This window comes from Umezawaea sp., assembly GCF_057122925.1.
In genome coordinates, this window is sequence record NZ_DBNGPQ010000043.1 from 76767 (window position 1) to 98947 (window position 22181).

Below are 22181 nucleotides of genomic sequence, written 5' to 3' on the forward strand. Positions count from 1 at the left end.
TCAGCGGCCGGTCGCGAAGGCCAGGAGACGGGCGCGTTCGGCGTCGTCGGTCAGCGGGACGTCCACCACGCGGTGGTCCGGGTCGGCCGCGGCGGCGCGCAGCAGCCGCACGAAGTGGTCCGCCAGCCTCCGCACCGTGGCCCCGTCGAAGAGATCGGTGTCGTACTTGAAGTCGCAGCGCACCGAGGTGAGGGTGCGGATGACCTCCAGGGTCAGGTCGAACTGGCCCTCCTGCTGCCCCACGGCGATGGCGGACAGCCGCAGCCCGGCGTAGTCCATCCCGGCCCCGTGGCCGCCCGCGGCCATCTCCATCAGCGAGCGCGACCGTCCTACCGAGACCATGCTCACCAGCACCTGGAACAGCGGGCTGGTGCCGGGCAGGCGGGGGAGGTCGAGCGCCTTCGGCAGCAGGGCGAACGGGTAGTCCGCGTGCGCCATGCCCGTGTTGAGCTGGCGGTTCACCTCGGTGGTGACCTCGCGGAAGGTCGTCGTGGGGCCGCACCGCGCGCGCAGCGGGATCGAGTTCACGTAGAAGCCCGCGACGCCCTTGCGGTCGAAGCCGAAGCTCGACGTGGCCGCGCAGCCGAGGACGAAGTCCTGCTGCTGCGTGTGGCGGTAGAGCAGCGTCTGGAACACCGCGAGCAGGTGCCGGACCGGGGTCACCCGGTTCGCCCGCGCGGCGGGGACGAGCCCGGCCACCACGTCGTCGGGGAGCTGGAGGTCGTAGGAGGCACCCCGGAACCGCTGGTGCGCGGGGCGGGGCCGATCGGTCGGCAGGTCGAGCACGGGCGGCGCCCCGGCGCAGACCTCGCGCCAGTGGCCCACCAGCGCCTCGGCCCGCCGCGAGTCGAGCACCGCCCTCTCCTTCGCGACGAAGTCCGCGTAGGTGTGGACGAGCGGCTCCCAGCGGGGCAGTCCGCCCGCCAGCAGCGCCTGGTAGGCGTCGAGGACGGTCTGGAGCACCAGCACGACCGACGGGAGGTCCATCGCGATGTGGTGCGACACGAACACGAGCGCGGCGTCGTCGGCCGACACCCGCAGCAGCACGAGCCTGCACGGCGGGCCTGCCTGGAGCCGGAACGGGCGCGCCACCTCCTCGCGGACGAGCCGCAGCAGCTCCTCGTCGTCGACGCCGGGCACGTCGCGCACGTCGAGGGCGAACATCCCGCTGTCGCTGGTGATCCGCCTCGGCAGACCCTCCACCTCGGTGAAGACCGAGCGCAGCACGTCGTGGCGGTCGGCGGCCAGCGCCGTCGCCCTCGCGAGCACGGACACGTCCACCGGCGTGTGGACCCGCATCGGCCACGCGACGTTGTAGACCGCGCTCTCGGGCGCCATGCGGTGGATGAACCACAGCGCCTCCTGGCCGACGGACAACGGGCATTCCACGATGACGACCTCCGGGTGGGAAGACCGAACTCGTTGCGCCGCAACGGCTCCCGCGCAACGAGTTCGGTGCTTCAGCGACTTCAGCTGTTGTTGTTGTTCGCGTTCACGTTGTTGTTCAGGTTGTTCAGGTTGTTGTTGTTCGAGTTGTTGAGGTTGTTGTTGTTCACGAGGTCCACCACCTTGGGATCCGGGCGGGGCATCGGACGCCACCGCCGACTGCCCGACTGGCCGGGCGGTGACAACGATCTCGGCAGCTCGCCGGGTCCACATCGCCCATCGTGCTACTCCGGTGCGGGCCGGCCGGTTCGCGCCACCGTCGCTGACAACATGGGCGATGTGGCGGCCTGGAGCCCTGTCCAGGGTGGATACCCATGACGAGTCAACTGAACGGCCGGAGCGCGCTGCTCGACGACGTGAGCGCCCACGTGCTGACCAAGAGCGATCGACAGGTGGTCCGCAGGCTCGCGGCGAGCCTCACCATCGAACCGGACGCCGCGATCGACACGGCGGAGTGGGTGGACCAGGCGCGCGAGCTGTCGAACCAGCTGCCGCTGGGGCTGCGCGAGGCGCTGCGCCAGTTCCGCCGGGACCCCGGCGCGGAGGGCGTCCTGCTCGTGCGGGGCCTGCCGGTCATGGGGCCGGACGCGGTGCCGACCCCGAACGTCGCGGGTTCCGTGCAGCGCAGGCCGACCGAGCCCGCGAGCGCGCTGGTGCTGGCCTGCTCCCAGATCGGCGACGTGGTCGCGTTCCGCCAGGAGAAGGGCGGCGCGCTGGTCCAGGACGTCGTCCCCGTGCCGGGGAAGGAGGACTTCCAGGGCAACGCGGGGTCGGTCACCCTCAAGATGCACACCGAGAACGCGTTCCACGAGCACAGCCCGGACTTCGTCGCGCTGATCTGCCTGCGCAACGACCACGACAACGTCGCGGGGCTGCGCACCGCGAGCGTCCGGCGCGCGGTCGAGCTGCTGCCCGACCAGATCCGCGAGGTGCTCGGCCAGCCCAGGTTCGTGACGAGCCCGCCCCCGTCCTTCGGCGACACCGTCCCCTCGGCGGGACCGCGCCCGGTGCTGGAGGGCGACCCGGAGGACCCGAACATCCGGGTCGACTTCGCGGCGACGGACCCGGTGGACGTCGTGGCGGCGACCGCGCTCGACCAGCTGCGCGAGGCGCTCGACCAGGTGCGGCGCACGTTCATCCTCCAGCCCGGCGACCTCGCGGTCGTGGACAACCGGCTGGCCCTGCACGGCCGGACCTCGTTCCACCCGCGCTACGACGGGCAGGACCGCTGGTTGCAGCGCGCCTACGTCCAGCTCGATCCCCGGCGGTCGCGGCCCGCCCGCGCCGGGGGTGGCGACGTCCTGACCTGATCGCCGTCGCGGGAGTGCCACGGGCCCGCGTGCTCGTCGACCGGTTCGACGAGCACGCGGGCCCTTCGCTGTGCGCGGTACCGGTTCCGGGAACCTGGCGCGCCTGTCGGTGCCGGCGAATCTTGGCCACCGAACCGGCACGGTCGTGCCGTCGCGGGCCGGGTCGTGCGGACAGCGTCGCGCGGACAGGGGTCGCGGGGGCTGATCAGCCCTTTCACGTACGCGTTCCCGCCGGATTCGGCAGATCCTCGACAACCGCGTGGATACCCCGCGATACGCCCCACAGGTGGGCGTCTATCGGTTAGGATCACCCTGACAAAGCGGGTGAATGTTTTTCATGTTCTCTGATGCTCTTGAACGTTACCCGACTCTTCCAAGTGAGACGGATCGTCCATTCGGCATTCGGTCGAGAGGTGTGGTCCGCGTTCGGGATCCGCACTGGTGACAGGCGCTTTCCGGCAAAGTGTGAAGCCTTTGTGGGGTGGCCCGCGCCCGCCACAGTTATTTCACGGCACCTGGAATCAGGGCATACTGGCTGTTCAGCGGGTTGACTTGGAATCGGCAGCCGTGTTTACTCGGAACTCGCATCGTGCGGAGTTCACTTCGACGACGACGGGCGCAACCGGCGTTGGCCTTTTGGGCGGTAAGTCTGTGCCGCATCCGGACTCGATTCGCCACGATTGTTCCAGATTGCCTGTGGAGCGTCAAGAAGTGGCTAGTTCGCGGGGCCGGATAGCGGGATGATTGTCCAGCGAATGAGCGTTGACCGCTATTGTGTGCTTTGTCGCTCCGAACCCGGTGGTAGAGCGGGTTTGTTCGCTTTGTGTTCAGTGGAGGGAAGCCGTGTCCGTCATCCCGGTTGGCCGAGGTTGGGAGCTCGAGGTGGTGGCCGATCGGATGGTGTCTGCTCGGGAGGGGCAGGCGCAGGCGGTGCTGCTGCGCGGTCCGGCCGGGATCGGGAAGGCCCGCCTGCTCGACGAGGTCCTGGCCGGGCCGTGGTGCGACGACGCCATGGTGCTGCGCACGACGTGCGAGCAGTCCGGTGCCCAGTTCGACGCGGTGCGCACCCTCTTCGACCCACTCGGCCTGCCGTCGTCGGCGCTCAAGCCGGACTGGCTGCACCAGCTCGCCATCAGCCTCCTGAACGACCGCCCGCTGGTGATCGTGCTGGAGGAGGTGCAGCGGTGCGACTCGCGCTCGCTGCGCTGGGTGGAACTCCTGCTGCGGCTGTCCCTGCGGCTGCCCCTGGTGCTCCTGCTGACCGAGCGCGCGGGCGAGCCCGTCAGGGCGGAGGCGCTGCTGGCCGACCTCGTCGCGCACGAGCGTTGCCGCACCCTCGACCTGGAACCGCTGCCCTCCGGCACCGAACTGGACCACCAGTCCGCGGCGGGCCGGGCCGTCGCCAGGGCCGTCACCGTGCTCGGTCCCGTCGGGCCCGAGCTGGTCGGCGCGCTGGCGGGGCTCCCCGCGCGGCAGGTGGCGTCCGCGGTCGAGGACCTGCGCCGGAACAAGCTGCTCACGAAGACCGGCCTGCCCCGCGACGACTCCGCCCTCGACGGGTTGTCGCCGGAGGAGCTGGCCGACCTGAGGACCCGCGCCGCCCGGCTGCTCAACGACGCCGGGTACCCGGCCGAGCGGGTCGCGGAGCAGCTGGTGGCGCTGCCCCGCCTGGACGAGCGGTGGATGGTCGACACCCTGCGCGACGCCGCGAACCGCGCCGACGTCGGCGACGCGGCGCGCTTCCTCCAGGCCGTGCTGGCGGTCGACCCCTGCGACGTCGAGGTCAGGGTCGAGCTGGCCGACGCGCTCTGCCAGACCGACCCCGCGGCGGCCGTGCGCCTGCTGCGGGAGACGCTGCGGATGGCGTCGGACGTGCGCGTCCGCGCGCGGGTGGCCGCGCGGTTCGCGCAGGCCTCCGTCGCGGTCCAGCGCGCGGGTGACGGCGTCGAGGTGCTCGACGGGGTGCTGGAGGCCCTGCACGCCGAACTCGGCGAGTCGCCGGGCGCGGCCGACCGGGACCTGCTCTCGATGGTCAAGACCGCGCTCCTGATGACCTGCATGGCGGAGAAGTCCACCTTCGCCGCGGTCAAGGACCTGCGCGTGCGGGCACCGGCGGGCGACACGAAGGCCGAACGCCGCCTGCTCGGGGTGCTCGGCCTGGTCTCCGCGAGCAGCGGGGGTTCCGTCGACTCGGCGGTGGCGAACGCGCGGCAGGCGCTGCGGCTCCGGCAGGTGGAGCTCGACGGGCTGTCGTTCCTCACCTCGGCCGAGGTGCTGCTCCTCGCGGACGAGTTCCCCGACGCGTTCGACGCGCTGGACGTGGTCGTCGAGGCGGGCAGGCGGCGCGGTGAGGTGTCGCTGCACTACGCGGCGCTGGCGATGCGGTCGACCGCGTGGGCCGAGGTGGGCAGGCTCAACGAGGCGGCGGTGGACGCGCGGGTCGCCGTGCGGATGGCCGGTCGGGAGAAGTGGGAGGGCCACGCGGCGAGACCGCGGATCGCGCTGGCGTCCATCCTGGTCAAGCAGAACGACGCGGAGGGCGCCAGGGAGGCGCTGGACGGCGTCTCGCTGGCGAGCCTGCCCCAGCCGGTCTGCGACCACCCCCGGTTCCTGATGACCAGGGCGGAGATCGCCGTGGCGCGGGGCGACCGGGAGGCGGCGCTGGCCGACCTGCTGGCGTGCGGTCGCCTGCTCGACGAGGCGGGCATCGTCAACCCGGTGCTCGTGCCGTGGTGGTCGCACGCGGCCTGCGTGCTCGTGGAGCTGGGCAGGCCGCGGCAGGCCGCTGAGGTCGTCGAGCGGTGCGAGGAGCTGACCCGGCACTGGAGGACACCGCAGAGCGTCGCGCAGAGCCTGCTGGCGCGCGGGGTCGTGACGCCGGGACGGAGGGGGACGGCGCTCCTGGAGGAGGCGGTCGACCTGCTGGAGACCTCACCCGCCCGGCTGCTGCTGGCCAGGTCCGAGTTCCTGCTCGGCCGGGCGCGGCTGGCGGTCGACGACGTCAAGGGCGCGCGCAGGCACCTGCGCCGGGCGGTCGACACGGCGGCGGGCTGCGGCTACTGGCGCCTCGCCGTCCAGGCCCGCGACCACCTCGCCGCGGCGGGCGGCCGGATGGGGCCGTTCGTCGTCGGCCGCGCGGACGCGCTGACGGAGAGCGAGCGGAAGGTCGCCACGATGGCCGCGACCGGCATGTCCAACCGGGCCATAGCGGAGTCGCTCGTCGTCTCGGTCCGCACGGTGGAGACCCACCTGACGAGCACCTACCGCAAGCTCGGGGTGACGGGCAGACCGCACCTGAAGGCGGCGCTGCGGAGCGATCCCGGCGACCGCCTGCCCATCTGAACCGCCCACCCGGACCGTCTCGACAACGATGTCCGCCCGGCACCGTCGAAGGGAACGCCGTGAAGAGCAAGCCACCTGGTCGCCACCTCCCCCGGTTGGGCGCGGACCACCTGCTGGTCGAGCGGGACGCCGAACTCGCGGTGCTGTGCGGATCGGTGGCGGACGCGCTGTCCGGCAGGCCTTCCGCGGTCGTCGTGCGCGGCCGGACCGGTCTAGGCCGCAGCGCGCTGATCCGGTGGGCGGGCGCGTACGCGCGGCACAACGGCTGCCGGGTCGCGATGGGCCACTGCTCGTGGTCGGAGGCCGACCACCCCTTCGGCCTGGTCGCCCAGCTCGACCCCGGCGCCTCGACGCCCGGACCCGCCGACGCGGAGTCGATCCCGGCGCTGTGCGGGAGCTTCCTCGACCGGAACGCCGACCGGCCGCTGCTGCTCCTGGTCGACGACGTGCAGTGGATCGACGAGCAGTCCGAGGCCTGGTTGCAGGTGCTGGTCCGCAGGATGGCGGGCGCGCCGCTGGCCGTGGTGCTCACCACGGGCGAGCCCCTGAACCCCTCCTGGCACCGGGTCACCCGCTCGGCGGGCACCGTGCCGCTGCGCCCGCTCGACCTCGCCCCGCTGTCCGCGGAGGGCGTGCGGACCCTCATCGAGGCGCGGCAGGGCGAGGCCGTGCCGGACTGCTTCGTCGCCGGGGCGGTGCTGGCCACCGGGGGCAACCCGTCGGTGCTGCACGCGGCGCTCGACGACGTCGTCCGCGCGGGCCTGTCGCCCCTGACCGACCACGTCGACGAACTCTGCTCGCGCGCCGAGGACGTCCGGGGCGACCAGATCGCGCACCTGCTCGACGGGCTGCCCGGTGAGGTGGTCGAGCTGCTGCGCGCCATCGCCGTCGGCGGCCAGGACATCGACTTCGACCTGGTCTGCGCGCTGGCCGGACTGCGCGGCACACCTCCCTCGCAGGCGGTCGGCAGGCTGATGGGCGCGGGGCTGGTGGTCGACGAGCGGGCGCCGCGGCTGGCCGACGCGGTCGGCGTGGAGCGGGTGCTCGCGGGCATGACGGTGCGGCAGCGGGAGGAGCTGTACGCCAGGGCCGCGGAACTGGGCTACCGGGCCGGGATCGCCGACGAGGGCCTGGCCAGGATGCTGCTCGGCGCGCGTCGGATCGGCGCCGACTGGGCGGTGTGGGCGCTGTGGTGCGAGGCCGGTCGGAGCGCGGCGCGCGGTGACCACCGGGCCGCGGCCGAACTGCTGGCGCGGGCGCTGCGCGAGCCGATGGGCGACCTGCGCCGGGCCCGCCTGGAGATCGAGCTGGCCGTGGCGGAGACGGCCGACCTGCCGGACTCCAGCGACCGCAGGCTCAGCGGCGTCCTGGTCGGCACCCGCGGTCCGAGGGCCGAGGGGCTCCGGCTCCAGGCCGCGGACCTGCTGCTGGCCAGGGGGGACGTGGACGCGCTCCAGCGCGCGGTGATCGAGGTGTGCGACCGGCCGGGCATCGCCGAGTCCGAGCGCGCCGCGCTGAACTCCCTGTACTGGCTGGCCGAGGACGCCCCGCACGACGCGCCCGAGATGAGGCAGCCCGCGGTCTCCGAACTGCCGGAGCGCCCGCCGGACCCGGACCGCGCGGGAGTGGCGGCGTGGGAGGTGCTGGTCGAGGGGAAGGACCGGGCGGGCGCGAGGGCGCTGGCGTCGGCGGCGCTGGCCGACGACCGGCCGGACCGGCTGATCCTGCCCCGGATCCAGGCCTGCCGGACGCTGGTGCTGACCGACGACGTGGAGGCGGCCGAGGCCGGGCTGGACCAGGTGGTCACCGCCGCGCGGAACCGCCGCGCCCACGCGGTGATGGCGCGGGCTCTGGTGGTGCGGGCCGAGCTGCGCCTGCGCCAGGGGCTGCTGGACCAGGCCGTGGGCGACCTGGAGGACTCGCTCGCGCTCGTGCCGCTGCGCAGCTGGCACCCCATGCGGCAGCCGCACATCGTGTCGGTGCAGGCCACGGCGTTCCTGGAGGGCGGGCAGCTCGACCGCGCCGGGAAGGTGGTCGACGTGGCCTGGCCGGGCGGGGTCGAGCGGGGGTCGGCGTGGATCACGCTGCTGTTCGTCAAGGGCATGGTGCACCTGCGCTCCGGCGAGCCCAGGGTCGCGCTGGAGGTCCTGCACGAGTGCGGGCGCAGGCTCCTGGCCCGGCAGTGGACGAACCCGGCGGTGGCGGCGTGGCGCTCCCAGGCGGCCATCGCGCACCGGGAGTGCGGGGAGGTCGACGAGGCGATCAGGCTGGCGGACGAGGAGGTCCGGCTCGCCGAGCGCTGGGGCGCCCCGAGCGTCCTCGGCGCCTCGCTGCTGTGGGCGGGGATGGCCGGGGACGACGTGGACGCCGTCCGGCTCACCACGCGGGCCGTGCAGGTGCTGCGGAGGTCACCGTGGCGCATGAGGTACGCCCACGCCCTCGCGGAGCTGGCCGACCTCAAGCTCAAGACCGGGAGGACGGCGGACGCCGTGCCGCTGCTGCGCGAGGTGACCGACCTGGTGACGGTCCACGGCGAGCGACCGCTCGGCCGTCGGGTGCGCGAGCTGGGCGGGAGGATCACCTCCGTGCTCTCCCCGTCGGAGCGGCGGGTCGCCGGACTGGTCACCCGAGGACTGTCCAATTCGGACATCGCGCGGGGGCTGTCCGTGACCAGGAGGACGGTCGAGGCGCACCTGACCAACATCTACCGCAAGGTCGGCGTCGCCGGGAGGGCCGAACTGGGGCCGGTGCTGGAACTCGTGGGGGAGGAACGTGGACTCGATGCTGTTGGAGCGTGAAGCCGAGTTCGGTCAGGTGAACGACGGCCTGCTGCGGGCCATGTCGGGCGCCGGGTCGCTGCTCGTGGTCGGTGGCCCGCTCGGCAACGGCAAGTCGGCGCTGCTGTCGGCCCTGCCCGAGATCGCCGCAGGGCTCGGGGTCAGGGCGCTCTCGGCGAGCGCGTCGGTGCTGGAGAGGAACTTCGACCTCGGGCTGGTGCGGCAGCTTCTCGGCGCGGTGGCACCCGTCGACGACCCGGCGGGCCTGGAGCGGTGGGTCCGGGTCAGCACCGCGGAGCGGCCGCTGATGCTGCTGGTCGACGACCTCCAGTGGGCCGACGAGGCGTCCCTGAAGTGGCTCGGCCGCTGCGCCAGACGCCTGTACGGCCTGCGGCTGCTGCTCGTCGTCACGATCCGGGAGGGCGACCTCGGCGCGGAGGTCCCGCTCGTCCGGGACCTGGTCGCGGCGGCGTCCAGCGTGCTGCGGCCCCCTCCGCTGTCGGTGCCCGCGACGTGGCGGCTCGTGCGCGAGCACTTCGACGCGGACCCGGACGAGGAGTTCGTCGTGGCCTGCCACGAGAGCACCGGCGGCAACCCGGCGATCCTGCGGACGGTGCTGCGGAACCTGGCCAACCGCGGGGTCCGGCCGCTGGCGGACGCCGTGGACAGGGTCCGCTCGGCACGGCCGAGGTCGCTGTGCGGTTGGATGGCCTCCTCCCTGCGCGCGCAGCCGGAGTCGGTGCGCGCCCTCGCCAAGGCCATCGCGGTGCTGGGCGACGGCGCGGACGAGGAACTGGCCACGCGGCTCGCGGGGCTGGACCCCGTCGGGGCCGTCGAGGCGCTCCGCTCCCTGCGCCGGATGGGACTGCTCGCCGCCGACTGGCACCCCGGCTCGATGCTCCGGGTCGTGCGTGAGGCCGTGCAGCGGACGATGACCGTGGAGGAGCGCGAGAAGATCCACGCGAGCGCGGCGGAACTGCTGCGGGTGCGCGGTTTCCCGGCCGAGCAGGTCGCGGCGCAGCTGCTGCTGGTGACCGCGCCGCAGGGGCCGCACGCGATCGAGGTCCTGCGCTCCGCCGCGGACACGGCCCTGCGCAGACGCGCACCCGAGACGGCGGCCCGCTACCTCAGACGCGCGCTGCTGGACAGCTCCGTGGACGGCGAGGACCGGGGGCGGCTGCTGGTGGAGCTGGCGACGGCGACGCGGGGCATCGACACCGCGGCCTCCGTCCGGCACATCTCCCAGGCCGTCCCGCTGCTGACGTCGATCCGCGAGCGCGCGGCGGCCGTGGTCCGCCTGGCGCCGTCCGTGCTCGCCGCGGCCACCCGGCCGGTGCGGGACCTGATCCGGGACCTCGCCGACGAACTGGGGAGCCCGGACGGGCTGGTGGGCATCGACCGCGACCTCGCGCACCGGATGGAGGCGAGGGTGCGGCACGCCGACATCGGCGAGCAGACCGGCCTCGACGCGGCGGTCGAGCGCCTGCGGGGGCTCGGTCCCACGCCGGGCGTGGCGACCGGGGCCGAACGGGAACTGCTCACCGTCCTGCTGCACGCGACCACGATCGCGGTGCGGGCCGGGGCGTCGGACGTGGCCGCCGCGGCGGGCGCGATCCTGGCGCGCGAACCCGCGTCCCTCGCCCACGTCTACACCGCCATGCCGCAGCTGGTCACCACCCTGGCGGCGGCCGACTCGCTCACCGGCCTGTCGTCGTGGCTGGACGTGGCCGAGGAGCACGCGCGGGAGCAGGGGGCGACCACCGAGCGGAACTTCATCGGCGTGGAGCGGTCGTTCGTGCTGATGCACTCCGGTCGGATCGCGGAGGCCAGGTCGCGGGCGCTGGCGGCGCTGGAGCCGGACGCGTTCGACTGGAACATGGCGGGCCCGCTGTCCCTGTGCGTGCTGGGGGCGGTGGCCCTGGAGGCCCGTGACGAGGAGCTGGGCCTGCGGCTGCTGGCCCGCTACGACGAGCAGAACATCGTCGACAACGGCCTGGCGGCGGTGATGAGGATGCTGCGCGGGGCGGTGGTGGCGGCGGGCGGCGACACGGCGACGGCGCTGGAGCTGTTCCTCGACTGCGGCAGGCAGCTGGACCTCGCGGGCTGGCACAACCCCACGCTGTTCCCGTGGCGGCTCTGGGCGGTGGTGCTGCACGAGCGCGCGGGCGACGTCGACGCGGCGGTCGACCTGGCCGAGGAGGCGTGCGCGCGGGCGGACGCCTGGGGCGCCCCGGCCGCGAGGGGCCGCGCGCTGCGGGTGTTCGGGCGGCTGGTCGGCGGCGGTCGCGGCGTCGAGGCGCTCCGCCGGGCGGTGGACGTGCTGGAGGACTCGGGCAACGCGCTGGAGCTGGCCAAGGCGTCGCTGTCGTTGGGAGGGCTGCTCGGCGCGACCGACCGGCGGGGCGCCGAGGAGCACCTGGCGCGCGGCCACCGCCTCGCGGCGGCGTGCGGGGCGTCCGGGCTGGTCGGCCCGACCCCGGCCGGGCAGGCGGGCGCACCGGGACCGCACCCCACCGCGGCGGCCTCGGGGTTGACCAAGACCGAGTTGAGGGTCGCGAGGCTCGCGGCCGAGGGGCGGACGAACCTGGAGATCGCCACCCGGTACGGCGTGAGCCTGAGGTCCGTGGAGAAGCACCTCACCAACGCCTACCGGAAGCTCGCCATCCGGGGGCGGGGTGACCTCGCCGAGGTCATCGGCATCGCCGGGTGAGCGCGGTTCGACTCCTGGCTGAAACGGCTTCCGGACGACGGCCGGGCCGAGCAGGGTCGGGGAATCCTGGTTCCGGCGAAGGGGGTTCCCCATGAGGACGGGTAGGACGTGGCGCGCGGTGGCCACCGCCGGTCTGGTGTCCGGCCTGGTGCTCCTGCCGGGTGGACAGGCCCAGTCCGCGACGTGCTCGGTCACCGCGTGGCAGGTGCCGACCGGGGCCACCACCTCGGCCGTCCACGGCTACGACGGCGTGCGCGTCGCGGTGGGCAGCACCAGTCGGATGGTCCGGGTGGCGGGCACCTGGCGCCACACCGACACCCGCGCGGCGGTGTGGGACGACGGTCGGCTCGTGCTGAGGCTCACCAGCGAGACGGCGGTGATGGACGACGTCAACGCCGCCGGGGAGGTGGTCGGCAGCGAGGTGGTCGGCTCGCGGCGGGTCGCCGTCACCTTCGACCGGCTCGGGACGGCCACGCCGCTGCCCGGCAGGTCCACGTGGGACGGCTACTGGGCGAGCCTGGTCACCAGCGGCGGGGACGTCGTCGGGCAGGCGGTCACCGGAGACCAGCGCGTCGTCGTGCTGTGGCCCGCCGCCGCGCCGGGGACCTACCGCGAACTGCCCGTCCCCGGCGTGACCGACGCCCGTCCGGTCGCGGTGGACGACCAGCTCCGGATCGTCGCGTCGACCAGTTCGACGACCGGGGGCGGGTACGTCCGGAACACCGACGGGACGTGGGTCCCGCTGGCCCACCCGGCGAACGGCCACGCCGACCCGTGGGCGATCCGCGACGGCCGGGTCGTGGGACGGACCCTGCTGGACCCCAACGGTTTCACGGTGAGCGAGTGGAACGGCGCGGGGGCGCTGGTCCGCACCTACCCCACCGAGGCCGTGATCCCGAGGGCGATCGGCGGTCGCGGTGTCGTCGGAGGTGACGCGCTGGTGGACGGCGGTCAGCGGACGGTGCTGTGGCGCGACGGCGTCGTGGTGGACCGGCTCCCGTCGGTGGCCGCGGCGTTCCAGCTTGCGGCGATCAGCGATGTCGAGCGCACGCTGGTGGGTCGGGAGGGGAGCTACCCGAACCACCTGCCCGTGCACTACCGGTGTTCCTGAGCGGACGGGGTGCGCCGGGCCGGTCCCCGGCACATCCGCTCCGACCGCGCTACCCGGCGAGCGCGGCGATCACGGCGTCGGCCAGCGGCCCGCTGGACGCGGGGTTCTGGCCGGTGAACAGGGTTCCGTCCGACACGGTGTGCGCCTGGTAGGCGGGTCCGCCGGAGTGCAGCGCCCCGCGTTCGCGCAGCCTGCTCGCCAGCAGCCACGGTGCGCCGTCCGCGGTGCCGAACAGCCGCTCCTCCTCGTCGGTGAAGGCCGCCATCCGCCGTCCGGCGAACAGCCACCGGCCCTCGGGGTCGACGGCGGACAGCAGGCCCGCCGGGCCGTGGCAGACGGCGCCGATCAGCGTGCCCGACGCGTCCGCCGCGGTGAGCAGCCTGCCGAGGTCCGGGTCCTGGTGGAGGTCGACCACGGGGCCGTGGCCGCCGGGCAGGACCACCGCGACGTAGTCGGCGACGTCGACCTCGTCGAGCTTGAGCAGAGGGCCGAACTCGCGCAGTGCCCGTTCTGCGTGCGCGACGTGGTGGGCGCAGTCCGGTCCGGCGACGGCGGGGTCGGCGCTGTGCGCGTCGAGCGGCTGGAGCACGCCGCCGGGGGAGGCGAAGTCGACGGTGAACCCGGCCTCGACGAACTTCTCGTGCGGTGCCGCCACCTCCTCGGCCCAGTAGCCGGTCGGGTACCGCGAGCCGTCGGTGCGCTCCCAGGTGTCGGCGGCGGACATGATGATGAGGATCTTGCTCACGAGCGGGTCCCTTCGTGCGGTCGGGTGGGGAGGTCGGTGGCGTCCGCGGTCGGGGCCGCGGTTCCGGCCAGTTCAAGCCTGGACCGGAGGACCGGGCCGTGGACGCGCATCTCGGGCCCTGCGCGACCTCGGACGCAGCCGACCAGGACTCGGAGGGCCACTCACGACCGGGCGGGATCGGGGACAATCGGGTGCGTGGCCGGAACCAACCGCGAACTCGCCGACTTCCTGCGCCGGGCCCGTGGCCAGGTCGACCCGTCACGGGCGGGCCTGCCGCCCGACGGGCGGGTGCGGCGCGTGCCCGGCCTGCGGCGCGAGGAGGTCGCGCTGCTGGCCGGGGTGTCCGCGGACTACTACGCCCGTCTCGAACAGGGCAGGCGCATCACGCCCTCCGCGGCGGTGGTCGAGGCGATCGGCCGCGCGCTCGGGCTCGACGCGGCGGGGCGCACGCACCTGGAGGACCTCATCGGGCTCCCGGCGGCGTCGGCCCCCCGGCGGGCGTCGAGCGTCCAGCGGGTGCGTCCTGGGCTCTACCAGCTGCTGGACTCCCTCGACGGCGAGCCCGCGCTCGTCCTGGGGCGCCGCACCGACGTGCTGGCCGCCAACCGGATGGCCGGTGCGCTGTTCGCCGACTTCGACCGGCTCCCGCTCCGGGAGCGCAACTACGCGCACTGGATGTTCCTCGACGAGCGGGCCCGGTCGCTGTTCGTGGACTGGCCGGACCAGGCCCGCGCCGCCGTCGAGAGCCTGCGGTTCGAGATCGGCCGGGACCCCTACGACCGCGCCACGGTCGCCCTCGTCGCCGAGCTGCGCGACCGCAGCCGGGAGTTCGACCAGTGGTGGGAGCAGCACCGGGTGCACCAGCGCACGCACGGTTCCAAGCGCCTGCGCCACCCCCTCGTAGGGGAGCTGACCGTGGAGTACGAGTCCCTGAGCCCGCCGGGTGATCCGGACACGACCCTGTTCGTCTACACCACCGAACCGGGATCACCCTCGCGGCGGGCGCTGGAACTCCTCGCGAGCTGGACCGGCCCCGGCGTCCCGGTGGGGCCCGCGGGCGATCAGCGGTCCACCGAGGACTGACCGCTCGCCGTGGTCTCGGCGAACGTGTCGTCGAGGAGGCGGACCGCCTCCGGCGAGGCGACCAGCATGATCTTGCGCAGGGCGTTCCGCAGCTGGGCCAGCTCCTCGTCGGTGAGCGGGTCGACGACCATGCGCCGCACCTCCCGCACGTGGGACGGGGCGGCTTCGGTGATCTTCCGGACGCCCTCCTCGGTGAGGACGGCCTCGACCGAGCGGGAGCCCTCCGGGCAGGTGCGCCGCTCGACCCAGCCCCCCTTCTCCAGGCGGCTCACGGCGTGGGACAGGCGGGACTGGGAGCCGTTGGCCATCTGCGCCAGCGTGGCCATCTTCATCGCCCGCCGCGGTGCGCCGGACAGGCCGGCCAGGATCGAGTACTCGAAGAAGTTCAGCCCGGAGTCGCGGCGCAGCTGGGCGTCGATCACCGAGGGGAGCTGCGTGATCGCGCCCGTCAGCTGCATCCAGGCGTAGAGCTGCGTCGGTGTCAGCCAGTGGGGGTCCTCACTCACAGAGCGCAGCCTAGCGGATTGAACATTCAACTCGAACGTGGCAGCATCAGCGCCGCGAGTTGAACGTTCAATCAGTCAGGAGCATCCCCGTGACCCTCTTGCGCATCGACGCGAGCATCCTCGGCCCGATCTCGGCCAGCGCGGAACTGGCCGACCTGGTGGTGGCCGAGTGGGCCGCCGAACGACCGGACGAGCAGGTCGTGACCCGTCACCTGGGCACCCACCCGCTGCCCCCGGACGCGTGGGCCGTGGCCGTGGACGCCGCGCACAACACCCCCGTCGACCAGCGCGACGCCACGCAGAGGGCGGCCGACGCCCTGGCACGGGAGTTGCACGGCGAACTGGTCTCCGCCGACGCCGTCGTGCTCGCGTTCCCCCTCTACAACTGGGGCGTGTCCTCCCACGTGAAGAGCTGGATCGACCTGGTGATCGCCGGGGCGGTGGTCGCCGGGGGCACGGCGGCCGACCGCGTCCTGGAGGGCAAGCCGGTCGTGCTGCTCAGCACCAGGGGCGGCAGCTACGCCGCGGGCACCCCGAAGGAGGGCTGGGACCACAGCACCCCGTACCTGCGCCGGATCCTCGCCGACGCCTGGGGAGCCGACCTCACGGTGGTCGAACGGGAGTTCACCCTCGTCGGCCTCAAGCCGGAGCTGGACCGGTTCGCCGACCTCGGCGCCCGGCTGAAGGCCACCGCCCACGAGGCCGCCCGTGCCGCGGGCAAAGCCCTCGCCGCGGGCAAAGCCCTCGCCGCGGGCTGACGTGCCGCGGGCTGAGCCCTCGTCGCGGGCTGACGTGCGGCGGGCCTGGATCGCCCGGCTGGGCCCGCGCGGCGAGGTGGACCTCGACCGGGCGGCGTGCCCGCGCGCGATCGTCGCGCGGGTCGGCGCGGGCCCCGCCCGGTGGGCGGTCGAGGTGAGCGCCGCGGTCGTGCGCCGGATCGTGGACGAGGTGCCCGCCCTCGGCGACGGCCCGGACGCGGTCGAGGTGCTCCGCCGGGGCAACGAGGCGACGACCCTGCGGGCGCTGCTCACCCTGGCGGAGGGCCGGGCGTCGGCCCCGCCCGCCGACGAGGCGACCCTGGGCGGCATCCGCGAGCTGGTCCACCGGGCCGTGCCGCTCGACCAGGTGCTGCGGGGCGTCCGCGCCGGGCACGCGGCGACCGCCGAGGCGTTCCTGCGGGCCTGCGCCGAACTGGCCGACCCGGAGGTCGCGGTCGACGAGGTCACGGCGGTCTCCCGCGAGCTGTTCTCCTACGTCGACGACCTCTCCGACACGATGGTCCGCACCTACTTCGCGGAGCACGAGGTGTGGACCACCAGCCTCGCCGCCGCGCGGGCGGACGTCGTGCGCTCACTGGTGGGCGGGGAGTCCACCGTGGACGCCGAGGAGGCCTCGCGCGTCCTCGGCCACGACCTGCGGCGGACCCACGAGGCGGCCGTGGTGTGGTCCGACGCGTCCAACGGCGGGCTGAGGGCCGCGGCGGTCGAGGCGCTGCGGGCCAGGGGCGCCACCACGACGCTGGTCGTGCCCGTGGCGGCGGGGCGGTTGTGGGCGTGGGGCGGCGGCGCGGGCCGGACCGGTTCGTGGGAGTCCGTCGTGGACGTGCTGGCCCGGCACGAGGTCCACGCGTCCTTCGGCACGCCCGCCGACGGCGTCGCGGGCTTCCGCCGCTCCCACCGCGAGGCCGAGCGGGGCCGGGAGGTCGAGCTGCTGCGCCGCCGGGCCGGGCGGGAGCCGCGGCGGGCCACGGCCTACGCCGACGTCGCCGCGGTCGCGCTCGCCACCGCGGACCTCGTCGCGGCCGGTGAGTTCGTGCGCCGCGAACTCGGTGGGCTGGCCGCCCGCACGGCGCCGGTGGAGGCGCTGCGGACCACGCTCTACCACTACCTCGACGCGGAACGCGGCCTCGGCGACGTCGCCCGCCGCCTGCACGTGGCCAGGGGGACCGTCACCTACCGCGTGAAGCGGGCCCAGGAGGTGCTGGGGCGCGACCTGACCGACCGCCGCTCCAGCCTCCACACCGCGCTCGCGCTCGCCGAGGAGCTCGGGGACGCCGTCCTGCTGCCCCGCGACGGGGATTGAGCCGGAAGCCCAACGGGGCGGCGGAACCCCGTGCCGGCGGACCGAGCGCCTGCCGGGGGAGCGGGCGTCTACTCGGTGGTGTCGAACCCGATCGCACCTGGAGACAACCATGATCGACCGAGAGACCTTCGTCGAGCTGATGAGCGGGGTGTGCGCCCCGGTCACCGTGGTGACGGCGACCACCGCCGACGGACGGCCGCACGGCAGCACCGTGTCGAGCTTCGCCTCCCTCTCGCTCGACCCGCCGCTGGTGAGCTTCGCCCTCGACCGCGCATCGGGCCTGCTGGTCCACCTCCGGCCGGGCGACCGGGTGGGGGTGAACATCCTCGGTGCCCACCAGCAGGAGCTGGCCTCGACGTTCGCCCGCGGGCGCCGGGGGCCGGGGCTGAAGTTCGACGGTGTCGCCTGGACGCTCCGCTCCGGAGTGCCCCACCTGCCGGAGTCCGCGGGCTGGACGGCCGGACGGGTGGAGCGCCACGTGGACGGCGGCGACCACGTCCTGCTCGTCGTGCGCGTCGAGGAGGCCGAGTCGACCCCCGTCGCCCCGCTGGTCTACGCGCGCCGCGTCTTCGGCACGCACTCCCTCCTCGCCGCCGCCAGCTGAACCCCCACCCCCGGAGAGACGACGATGAGCATCACCATGGACGCCCCCAGCACCACCGACGCCGCGCGCACGCTGCGGGTCGACCTCGTCGAGCGCGCCGCCGCGCTCCGCCCGCTGCTGGCGGACAACGCCGCGGCGACCGACCGCGACCGCGGTGTGCCCGAGGAGAACGTCAGGGCCCTCGCCGCCGCGGGTCTGCTGTCGCTGACGCGGCCCGCGCGCTACGGCGGTCGGCAAACCGACTTCCGCACGCTGCTGGAGGTCACCCGCGAGCTGGGGCGGGCCTGCGGCTCCACCGCCTGGGTGACCTCGCTGCTCAACGCCAGCGCGTGGTTCGTCGGCCTCTTCCCCGCGCTGGCGCAGGACGACGTCTGGGGCACGACCCCCGACGCCCGCGTCGCCGGTGTCGTGACCCCCGCGGGCACCGCGCACGCGGTCGAGGGCGGGTACCGGGTCAGCGGGCGCTGGGCTCCCGCGTCGGGGTGCGCGCACGCCGACTGGGCGGTGCTCGGGGTCGTCCGGCCGGACGCCGAGGGCACGGCGGACGCCGTCGGCATCGTGCTCGCGCCGATGTCGGAGCTGACCGTCGAGGACACCTGGTTCGTGACCGGTCTGCGCGGCACCGCGTCGAACACCCTCGTCGGCGAGGACGTCTTCGTGCCCGCGCACCGCTTCCACTCCGTCCCCGACGCCGTCGAGGGCCGCTACGCCACCCCCTTCACCGACGAGGCGCTCTACCGGGCGCCGTTCGTCCCGGTCGCGGCGGTCGTGCTGACCGGGCCCCACCTCGGGCTGGCCGCGGCAGCCGTCGACGTCCTGGCGGACCGGGCACCGCGGCGCGGGCTGACCATGACCGACTACGCCACCCAGGCGCAGGCGCCCACCGTCCAGATCGCCGCGGGCAACGCGGCGTCCCTCGCCGACTCCGCCCAGCTGCACGCCTACCGCGCGGCGGCCGACCTCGACGAGGCCGCGCGGTCCGGGGTGTTCCCCGACTACGACGCCCGTGCCCGGATGCGGATGGACGCCGGGATGGCCGTCGTCCACGCCCGCGAGGCCGTCCGCCTCGTCTGCTCGGCCCAGGGCGCGTCGACCTTCGGCGAGTCGAACCCGTTGCAGCGCGTCTGGCGCGACGTCGAGACCGGCAGCCGCCACGCCGTCCTCAACCCCGAGGTGGCGGCCGAGGTCTACGGCAAGTCGCTGTTCGGCATCAGGGGCACGGTGACCGCGCTGGTGTAGGCCGTGCCGGGCGATCGGTCATGATTCACGGCGTGGCGGAGCGCGTGGTGTCCCAGGACGAGGTGCTGGCTCGGCTGTCCTCGCTGCGGTCGCACCGCGCCGGTGGGACGAGGTCGCCGCACAAGCCGCTGCTGGTGCTGCTCGCCCTGGGGCGGCTGTCGGCCACGGGGACGAGCGAGGTGCCCTGGGCGACCGCCGTCGAGAAGCTGGCCGACCTGATCCGGGACTACGGGCCGCCGTCCTCCACGCAGCCGGCGCAGAGCGCGGCGTACCCGTTCACCCGGCTGCGGTCGGACGGGATCTGGACGCTGGACCGGGACGTGCCGATGGACCGGGTGCGTCCGCTCGCGGCGGGCGCGGTCGTCGGCCGGTTGGAACCGCTGCTGGAGGAAGCCCTGCGGAACGCGGACCTCGCCGCCTCGGCGGCGAGGCTCCTTGTCGAGGCCGAGTTCCCGCCGACCGTCGCGCCGGACGTGCTGGCCGCGGTCGGTCTGGACCCCGACGTGGTCCTCGGCGCGGCGGGCCGGGAACCGCTCCGGCGCCACCGCAGCGGGTCCTGGCCCGCCGCCGTCCTGGAGGCGTGGGACCGGCAGTGCGCCTTCTGCGGTTTCGACGGGCAGCTCGGTGCGGCGGTGGTCGGTGTGGAGGCCGCCCACGTGCGGTGGTTCACCTTCGGCGGGCCCGACGAGCCGGACAACGGTCTGGCGCTGTGCTCCCTGCACCACAAGCTGTTCGACCGCGGCGTCCTCGGTCTCGCCGACGACCTGCGGATCGCGGTGTCGGCCAGGTACACCAGCCGAACCCCTGCCGGGAAGGTCGTCTACGACCTGCACGGTCGGCCGCTGCGACCGAGGCCCGGCACCACCCCGCCCGCGGCCGTGCACGTCGACTGGCACTCCGAGCAGGTGTTCAAGGGCCCGGCGCTGACCACCTGAGGCGAGCCGAGCGGAAACCCGGCTCCTTCCGGTGGGGGATGACATAGGGTCGCCGGGTGGAGCGCGCGGCGCGAGGTGGACCCGCACGCCGCGGCGTGCGGCTCCCGGTCCTGGCCCGTCGAAGATCGGGGAGCCGCCGTGGGTGAGGGTGATCCGTCCGCCGCGGCCAGGGCGGTGCGCAGGACGGCGGTCGTGGCCGTGGTGCTCGCGGCACTGGGCTTCCTGGCCGACGTGACGGGCCTGGTCGGCTTCCTCACCGGCAAGGACCTCCCCGACCTGTTCGACTCGCGGGGGACGTCCTCGGTGGCGCCGCCCCCGGCCACCGCGGGCACGTCCGGCGCGGGCACCCCCGACGCGGGCGCGCCGCAGCCGTCCGGCTCCGACCCCGGCCCGACCTCGACCGGGGGACCGGCGCCCGTGGACGGCACGACCGAGGGAAGGCCTCCCGCCCGGCAGCAGCCCGCCGCCGATCCCGGAGCCCCACCGGCGACCACCACGACCACCGACGCCGTCAAGAACTTCCAGCTCTCCCTGAGCCCCGGCGAGTTCGCCGCGGGGACCCCGAGGACCATCCTGATCGAGACCTCGGACGGCGGCGTCGACACGTTCGTCGACGTCGAGATCGCGGACCCGGCCGCGTCCGGCGGCGTCTGCCCCAGGCTGTCCAGCGGTCCCTGCAACCTGGTGTACAGCGGTGGCGCGCAGGCGGACGCCTCGGGCTACGCGCGGGTCGACTTCGAGTGGTTCGGCGACGCCCCCGGCCACGACGGCATCCACCACCCCGGCACCTACACGGTGACGGCCCAGGACCGGGGCACCGGCGCGAAGGTGAGCATCGACTTCACCGCCCGGTGACCGGAGCGGTGCCGTCCACCCGAAATGTGAACCCGCTCCGCGGCCGGACGCTCAGCGTTATGACAAAGGCTGTCCGGTCCATTGGGCCACTTGGCCCTTCACTTTCGTCGAAAACATGCATAAGTTGCCAATGGTAGAGGCGGAAGAAGAACAAAGTCCCACCGCGCGGAAGCGCGGCTGAACAACGTGGACAACTGTCCCGAGGACGGTTCCACGAGAGCGGAAATGCTTATACAGGCAATTGCGGTTCACCGTGCCCTCATGCAGTCGTCCCGGTTCGCGGACGTGGAGTTCCGTTCTGAACCGATTCCAGTCGACCCGGATGGAGAACGATGGACGAACGCTCCCGGCCCGGTTGGTTCACCACCCTGGTCTCCCGCCGAGCGGTGCTGGCCACCGGCACGGCGGCCCTGGCCACACCGGTGGCCCTGACGCTGGGCGCCGCGGCGCCCAGCGATTCCGCGAGCGCGCGGACGGGCACGGTCCGGAAGATCACCATGTACGCGGAAGCACTGCCCGGCAACCTGTACGGCTATGGTCTCGAACCGGGCAAGGCGACAATCCCCGGACCGATCCTGGAGATCTACGAGGGCGACACGCTCGAAATCACCCTCGTCAACAACACCGACCGGCGAATGTCGATCCACCCCCATGGAGTGGACTACAGCGTCGACTCCGACGGAAGCCCGCTCAACGCCTCATTCAACAATCCGGGAGAAACCCGGACCTACATTTGGCGCTCGCGCGAGATGTTCCTCGCGTCGGGGCGCCGGTGGATGCCGGGCAGTGCCGGCTACTGGCATTACCACGACCACGCCATGGGCACCGACCACGGCACCCTGGGCATCGCCAGGGGCCTGTACGGCGCGCTGGTGGTGCGCCGTCGCGGCGACATCCTGCCGGACGAGCAGTTCACCGTCGTGTTCAACGAGATGTCCATCAACAACCAGGTCGCGCCGAACACGCCGATCTTCGAGGCGAACCTCGGCCAGCGGGTGGAGTGGATCGCGATCGGCCACGGCAACCAGTTCCACACCTTCCACCTGCACGCGCACCGGTGGGCCGACAACCGCACCGGGATGCTCGAGGGCCCGACCGACCCCAGCCAGGTGATCGACAACAAGGACCTCAACCCCGGCGGCTCGTTCGGGTTCCAGGTCCTCGCGGGCGAGGGCGTCGGACCCGGCGCGTGGATGTACCACTGCCACGTGCAGACCCACTCGGAGACCGGGATGTCCGGGATCTTCCTCGTGCGCGCGGCCGACGGCAGCATGCCGCCCGGCGCGCAGGAGGCGATCGACCGCTTCCGCGGGCACGCCCACGGCACCGCGGCCACGGCGACTCCCGAGCCGGTGCCGACGCAGGTCCCGGCCGACGCGCAGGGGCAGCACCAACACCCGCCATCAGGATGACCTCGTGGCCCGGCCACGGCAAAG

The 22181-nt window shown here is 73.9% G+C and carries 16 protein-coding genes; 13 read left to right on the top strand and 3 right to left on the bottom strand.

The annotated features are described in order from the left end of the window. Window positions 1-1389, bottom strand: coding sequence for a condensation domain-containing protein (locus tag AC156L_RS08060; protein ID WP_330873905.1), 1389 nt, complete (start codon window positions 1387-1389; stop codon window positions 1-3). Window positions 1390-1760: 371 nt separating this feature from the next. On the opposite strand from AC156L_RS08060, the gene AC156L_RS08065 reads away from it, so the two are divergent. The 5 genes from AC156L_RS08065 to AC156L_RS08085 all read left to right on the top strand — a co-directional run bounded on the left by AC156L_RS08065 (window position 1761) and on the right by AC156L_RS08085 (window position 12696). Next, the gene (locus tag AC156L_RS08065) at window positions 1761-2756 is read left to right on the top strand and encodes a clavaminate synthase family protein (protein ID WP_330873906.1); all 996 of its coding nucleotides are present in this window, start codon (window positions 1761-1763) and stop codon (window positions 2754-2756) included. Window positions 2757-3599: 843 nt separating this feature from the next. Then, complete coding sequence (locus tag AC156L_RS08070) at window positions 3600-6098, top strand: LuxR C-terminal-related transcriptional regulator (RefSeq protein WP_330873907.1); 2499 nt, start codon at window positions 3600-3602, stop codon at window positions 6096-6098. A 59-nt stretch (window positions 6099-6157) separates the two neighbouring features. Further along, a complete protein-coding gene (locus AC156L_RS08075; protein WP_330873908.1) occupies window positions 6158-8896 on the top strand; it encodes an AAA family ATPase in 2739 nt (912 codons plus the stop codon). Continuing rightward, complete coding sequence (locus AC156L_RS08080) at window positions 8880-11585, top strand: LuxR C-terminal-related transcriptional regulator (RefSeq protein ID WP_330873909.1); 2706 nt, start codon at window positions 8880-8882, stop codon at window positions 11583-11585. Before AC156L_RS08075 ends, AC156L_RS08080 begins: the two co-directional genes overlap by 17 nt. Before the next feature lie 91 nt (window positions 11586-11676). Further along, entirely contained in the window at window positions 11677-12696 is a 1020-nt protein-coding gene (locus tag AC156L_RS08085) for a hypothetical protein (RefSeq protein WP_330873910.1), read from the top strand. Window positions 12697-12745: 49 nt separating this feature from the next. Here AC156L_RS08085 and AC156L_RS08090 read toward each other — a convergent pair whose 3' ends face one another. Next, complete coding sequence (locus tag AC156L_RS08090; RefSeq protein WP_330873911.1) at window positions 12746-13441, bottom strand: type 1 glutamine amidotransferase domain-containing protein; 696 nt, start codon at window positions 13439-13441, stop codon at window positions 12746-12748. Window positions 13442-13636: 195 nt separating this feature from the next. On the opposite strand from AC156L_RS08090, the gene AC156L_RS08095 reads away from it, so the two are divergent. Further along, window positions 13637-14524: a helix-turn-helix domain-containing protein gene (locus AC156L_RS08095; protein ID WP_330873912.1), complete on the top strand. Its 888-nt coding sequence runs from the start codon at window positions 13637-13639 to the stop codon at window positions 14522-14524. On the opposite strand, the gene AC156L_RS08100 is transcribed toward AC156L_RS08095, so the two are convergent. Next, on the bottom strand, window positions 14503-15030 hold the full coding sequence (locus AC156L_RS08100; protein WP_330873913.1) for a MarR family winged helix-turn-helix transcriptional regulator: 528 nt from the start codon (window positions 15028-15030) through the stop codon (window positions 14503-14505). The genes AC156L_RS08095 and AC156L_RS08100 overlap by 22 nt on opposite strands. Before the next feature lie 89 nt (window positions 15031-15119). Between AC156L_RS08100 and AC156L_RS08105 the strand changes: the two genes are divergently transcribed. From AC156L_RS08105 to AC156L_RS08135, 7 genes are all read left to right on the top strand, one after another. Then, complete coding sequence (locus AC156L_RS08105) at window positions 15120-15788, top strand: FMN-dependent NADH-azoreductase (RefSeq protein WP_330873914.1); 669 nt, start codon at window positions 15120-15122, stop codon at window positions 15786-15788. 1 nt (window position 15789) lies between these two features. Next, the gene (locus tag AC156L_RS08110; RefSeq protein ID WP_330873915.1) at window positions 15790-17112 is read left to right on the top strand and encodes a PucR family transcriptional regulator; all 1323 of its coding nucleotides are present in this window, start codon (window positions 15790-15792) and stop codon (window positions 17110-17112) included. A 109-nt stretch (window positions 17113-17221) separates the two neighbouring features. Continuing rightward, window positions 17222-17716 (top strand): flavin reductase family protein, encoded by a 495-nt coding sequence (locus AC156L_RS08115; RefSeq protein WP_330873916.1) that lies wholly within the window; start codon window positions 17222-17224, stop codon window positions 17714-17716. 24 nt (window positions 17717-17740) lie between these two features. Next, window positions 17741-18955 carry an acyl-CoA dehydrogenase family protein gene (locus tag AC156L_RS08120; RefSeq protein WP_330873917.1) on the top strand — a complete coding sequence of 405 codons (1215 nt, stop codon included), beginning with the start codon at window positions 17741-17743 and terminating at the stop codon, window positions 18953-18955. A 20-nt stretch (window positions 18956-18975) separates the two neighbouring features. Continuing rightward, complete coding sequence (locus tag AC156L_RS08125; RefSeq protein WP_414719785.1) at window positions 18976-19890, top strand: phosphorothioated DNA-binding restriction endonuclease; 915 nt, start codon at window positions 18976-18978, stop codon at window positions 19888-19890. 138 nt (window positions 19891-20028) lie between these two features. Beyond that, window positions 20029-20745: a hypothetical protein gene (locus AC156L_RS08130; RefSeq protein ID WP_330873919.1), complete on the top strand. Its 717-nt coding sequence runs from the start codon at window positions 20029-20031 to the stop codon at window positions 20743-20745. Window positions 20746-21077: 332 nt separating this feature from the next. After that, window positions 21078-22157 (top strand): multicopper oxidase domain-containing protein, encoded by a 1080-nt coding sequence (locus AC156L_RS08135; RefSeq protein ID WP_330873920.1) that lies wholly within the window; start codon window positions 21078-21080, stop codon window positions 22155-22157. Window positions 22158-22181: the final 24 nt, after the last annotated feature.